Source organism: Pseudomonas tremae, assembly GCF_001401155.1.
GTDB classification, from domain to species: Bacteria; Pseudomonadota; Gammaproteobacteria; order Pseudomonadales; family Pseudomonadaceae; genus Aquipseudomonas; species Aquipseudomonas tremae.
The window spans coordinates 1-3748 of the sequence record NZ_LJRO01000036.1 but is presented as its reverse complement, the minus strand read 5'-3'; the positions used below and the strand labels follow the sequence as shown (position 1 = coordinate 3748).

The 3748-nt window shown below is 51.1% G+C and carries 4 protein-coding genes; 2 read left to right on the top strand and 2 right to left on the bottom strand.

What is annotated here, in order from left to right; genetic code table 11:
• Positions 1–41 precede the first annotated feature (41 nt).
• Together ALO43_RS02320 and ALO43_RS02315 are read right to left on the bottom strand one after the other, a co-directional pair.
• Entirely contained in the window at positions 42–1283 is a 1242-nt protein-coding gene (locus tag ALO43_RS02320; RefSeq protein WP_054997047.1) for a lytic murein transglycosylase, read from the bottom strand.
• A 488-nt stretch (positions 1284–1771) separates the two neighbouring features.
• The gene (locus ALO43_RS02315) at positions 1772–1981 is read right to left on the bottom strand and encodes a hypothetical protein (protein WP_054997046.1); all 210 of its coding nucleotides are present in this window, start codon (positions 1979–1981) and stop codon (positions 1772–1774) included.
• Between the two features lie 991 nt (positions 1982–2972).
• Between ALO43_RS02315 and ALO43_RS02310 the strand changes: the two genes are divergently transcribed.
• Together ALO43_RS02310 and ALO43_RS02305 are read left to right on the top strand one after the other, a co-directional pair.
• A complete protein-coding gene (locus ALO43_RS02310) occupies positions 2973–3197 on the top strand; it encodes a carbon storage regulator (RefSeq protein WP_054997045.1) in 225 nt (74 codons plus the stop codon).
• Between the two features lie 35 nt (positions 3198–3232).
• A complete protein-coding gene (locus tag ALO43_RS02305; protein WP_054997044.1) occupies positions 3233–3646 on the top strand; it encodes a TraR/DksA family transcriptional regulator in 414 nt (137 codons plus the stop codon).
• The last annotated feature ends 102 nt before the right edge of the window (positions 3647–3748 follow it).

The window sequence follows — 3748 nt, the reverse complement described above, 5'->3', positions numbered from 1 at the left end:
GAAAAAAAATATAGCGAGCTAAACCTATGAAGTGAGTACACCTATCGGCGCAGGCGCTCCAGTAGTACAGTGCTGGCGTAACCGTCGGGTGGCAAATGCTGATCTTTCTGGTAAGCCCGGATGGCCGCCCGGGTCATCGCTCCTATCACACCGTCAGCAGCACCCAGGGAGTAGCCCTTAGCGGCCAGCAGTTTCTGCAAATCGGTTACCTGCGCAATGCTGCCCAAGGGAGGATTATCAGTCGGCCACGGGTGAGACACGCCGGTCCCGCCAACATAACTGTCGGCTAGTAGCCCGATCGTTAGCGCATAGGCAGTGGAGTTGTTATAGCGCAGGATGCTACGGAAATTACTTAGGACCATAAATGCTGGCCCGCGATAACCAGCGGGCAGTAGGACCGATGCTTGCTCCTGTGCGAGCTCGCCCGGAATCGCGTGCGTCGTTCCCATCACCCCGAGCCGTTGCCATTCGGCAACGGGCTTCTTGATCGAAATGTCGGCCTGAGCGTAATCGAAATTCTCGGGCAACTGCACCTCCTGTCCCCAAGGGACGCGCGAGTTCCAAGCGCTGCGTTGTAAATAAGAGGCAGTGGAGGCCAGCGCATCGGCCCGGGAACTCCAAACGTCGCGCCGATTGTCGTGGTTAAAATCAACTGCATAGTCGAGATAGGTCGTCGGGATGAATTGCGTCTGCCCCATCGCGCCAGCCCACGAGCCAATCAATTGCGCGCGGGCGATGTCTTTGTTTTGCAAGATATGAAGGGCGGCCATCAACTGTGTAGTCCCGTAATCCATCCGCCGGCCCTTGTAAGCAAGCGTGGCCAAGGAACGAATCACATCGCGACTACCAATATCCTTACCGTAGCCGCTTTCAATACACCAGATGGCCGCGATAATCTTCGCATTCACACCGTAATGACGCTCTACCTCGTTCAGAACTGGCTCTTTTTGCAGAAGCACCTGTCCTTGCTGGATATTGTTCGGAGTCAGACGTTCAGACAAATAATCCCAGATGGCCGTCGTGAACTCTGGCTGCGCCATGTCCAACTGGTGCACAGTCGGGTCAAGCGTGATGTTTTGGAAGGCAAGATCAAGTGTGGCTGTGTCGATACCCTTAGTATTTGCATTGTTGCGGAAAGTAGCCAGCCATTGCTGAAAATCCGCCTCTGACGTGCTCTCGTTTGACACGCCGGGAGTCATGTCTGCGGCGAAGCAAACTGGAGCGGCTGATGCACATGAGAGCATAATGACTACCAGCGATGTAGTTATAACTCTGGAACGCATAGCTTTTGCTCTCCTGTAAACATTCCAATACGGTACTCGTGCAGTGAAAGTGGCTTATGTGGTGCTTCTAACTTGGGCTCGGTATCAGAGCTATTCTGCTCAAGCCTTATCACTGAAGAGAGGTAGGTGTTCCTGATTTGCATATACATACCCTATGCGCTGAGCCATGTGTTCATATGACAGAACTATACGTGGTCATCACCAAGCGCTGAATTCCATTGAAAATTTCTATCGGCGATGTAGATACTGCATTGTCACGCTATGTCGACAGCAGGGAGCCCGCAGCATTCGGGGACAAACCGTACGGCCAGCACTTCCTGTAGGAAACAGGCCCTCTTACTGCTCTTATTTCGCTGCACCTCCACTGCTTGGTAGTCACTCCGTCATGTCTGTCTGCTGAGCCGGTGACGGAGCATCTGCTTTTTCTGGCTGCCGTCTCAATCTCGATGTGCAGGATTTTAGTTTCCTACACACGAACCTTTGCCGTCTTATCCTCCTTGCCGTTTGGTAAGTTCAAATCCCTGCGCATAAACAAGGTTGAACGTGTCTACCACATGCATTATTTCTTCGTCAGGCAGGCTGGCGGGAACTGTCAGTACCGGTTCGCCACCCGCACCTCGCACTGTAGCAGTATGTGGACTCGACTCCCGATCAATCCGAATATCATTGGGGGTTACGAGGTAAAGAAATTTAGTCATGTGCTTCTTCCATGATTGCTGATAGAGTTTGAAAATCGAACGGTGACGCTGCGGAAAAGATGATTTCTATACAAATTCCGTACCGAATATCCAGAAGCGTTTAAGCATAAGTCTGTTTGTTTCAGTTTTCGCGAACTGTTATCTCTGGCGTTTCCGAACGCACGTGCTGAGGGTGGGGCCCGTATTCCTGTTTGTAGCAAGATCTCGGCCAAGGCGTTCCTCTTGTGTAATAAAGTAGCGATGGTTGTGATGCTCCGGTGGCGCCATGTTTTCATGTCTGAACTGGGAAAGTCGTAACAAAGTGAGGAGGCACCGCAGTAAAATTTTGCGCTTCTTGGAGTATCCTGTAGGCATCCAGATTGCTGTTCCAATTATTAGCCCTTTTAATTGATCTTCTCCTTAAATAAAAGTGTTAGTGATCCGCTAAGGTTAAGTCATTGCATTCCATTGAGGATCACAAAGCGCTGTAACTGGATTACGGTCTTCTGTAAACCCACCATCTACAAATCGTCTCTTTTTCGCAATTTTTCCGTAACACAGGCCTTGGTTAGCGTAGCCAGCGATTTGGTTCCATCAGCAATAGGCCCAGAGGGTCTTTATTGATATGGATCAAAAAAACATGAAATTTGAGGCTCGAGGGTACCAATGACATTGCTTATCAGCGATAACGACCGAACGTAAAGTCGCACTGTTGCTGCATCGTGTTTTGCTGCGTGCTTTAATCGGAATGCTACATCCACCGCTGTTGAGGGCGATGACCCGTTCATGCATTTTGGTATTAGGTTTACGCTCAGCGTATCGACCGGCACCCTTTGCCAGGTCGGTGCCTTGGTACAGCTGCCATGATTTTGTTCGTCAGTTGGGCGAGGTCTATCGTCTGACTTGAACATCCTGGCAGCTGTGGTGGCTGTCCTTTGGTTGCTCGATACAGCGTTGGTTTATGCCAGAGGCAGAGCGCTGATCCAGTTTTCTAGGTAAAGAGGAAAATCGTATGCTCCTTCTGACTCGCCGCGAAGGTGAAAATATTATGATTGGCGATGGAATTCAGATCCAAGTCTTAAGCGTTTCAGAGGATACTGGGGATGTACGTATCCAGATTGAAGCCCCGGATGTCGTCGAGGCCCAGCGCAGAACCGTTGGGAACGAAGTGACCGATCACAAGCCTGGCCCTGTTATTACCCATAAGCGGCGGTGGCGTTCGTTGGTCACTCAGTAGGAAGTTTGGATGACCAACCAGATCAGGAGCACAAGATGGCATTGATGAGTGTCGAGCAACTGCTGAATCAAGCAGAGGACGAGTACATGAGCGTAGACCAGCTGGTCTTTTTCAAAGATCGGTTGGAGGTTAAAGCCGCAGAGCTTCGTGATCGCTTGCTCAGCTGTCAGGCCAGTTGCGAAATCGAGCGTCACCCGGACGAAGCCGACTTCGCTTCCGATGAGGAAAACAGAGCGGTGGCAGCAAGCATGATAGAAAGGGACAGACGGACGTTGAGCCATGTGCTTAAGGCCCTGGAAATTCTCGCTCTGGGCGACTACGGTTTTTGCCAGGAAACTGGCGAGGCCATAGGCATAAAACGCCTGCTACTGGTCCCCGAGTCGTTGTACTCGGTAGAATCGATGCGGGCGCTGGAGGCCAAGGGGATGCACCAGCGCAAAGTGGCCTAAGTTCTGTACGAAAAGTCGTCGAGCTAAGCTCAGGCAAGCAAAACAGGCGAACAAGCGGAATCTACGAGTTGTAAATAACATTCCTAGGGATGCTCCGAGCAA

What these genes read in the sequence shown, in the direction of transcription:
- ALO43_RS02315 (WP_054997046.1), bottom strand. Translation starts at nt 1,981, where the DNA reads ATGACTAAATTTCTTTACCTCGTAACCCCCAATGATATTCGGATTGAT.
- ALO43_RS02320 (WP_054997047.1), bottom strand. Translation starts at nt 1,283, where the DNA reads ATGCGTTCCAGAGTTATAACTACATCGCTGGTAGTCATTATGCTCTCA.
- ALO43_RS02305 (WP_054997044.1), top strand. Translation starts at nt 3,233, where the DNA reads ATGGCATTGATGAGTGTCGAGCAACTGCTGAATCAAGCAGAGGACGAG.
- ALO43_RS02310 (WP_054997045.1), top strand. Translation starts at nt 2,973, where the DNA reads ATGCTCCTTCTGACTCGCCGCGAAGGTGAAAATATTATGATTGGCGAT.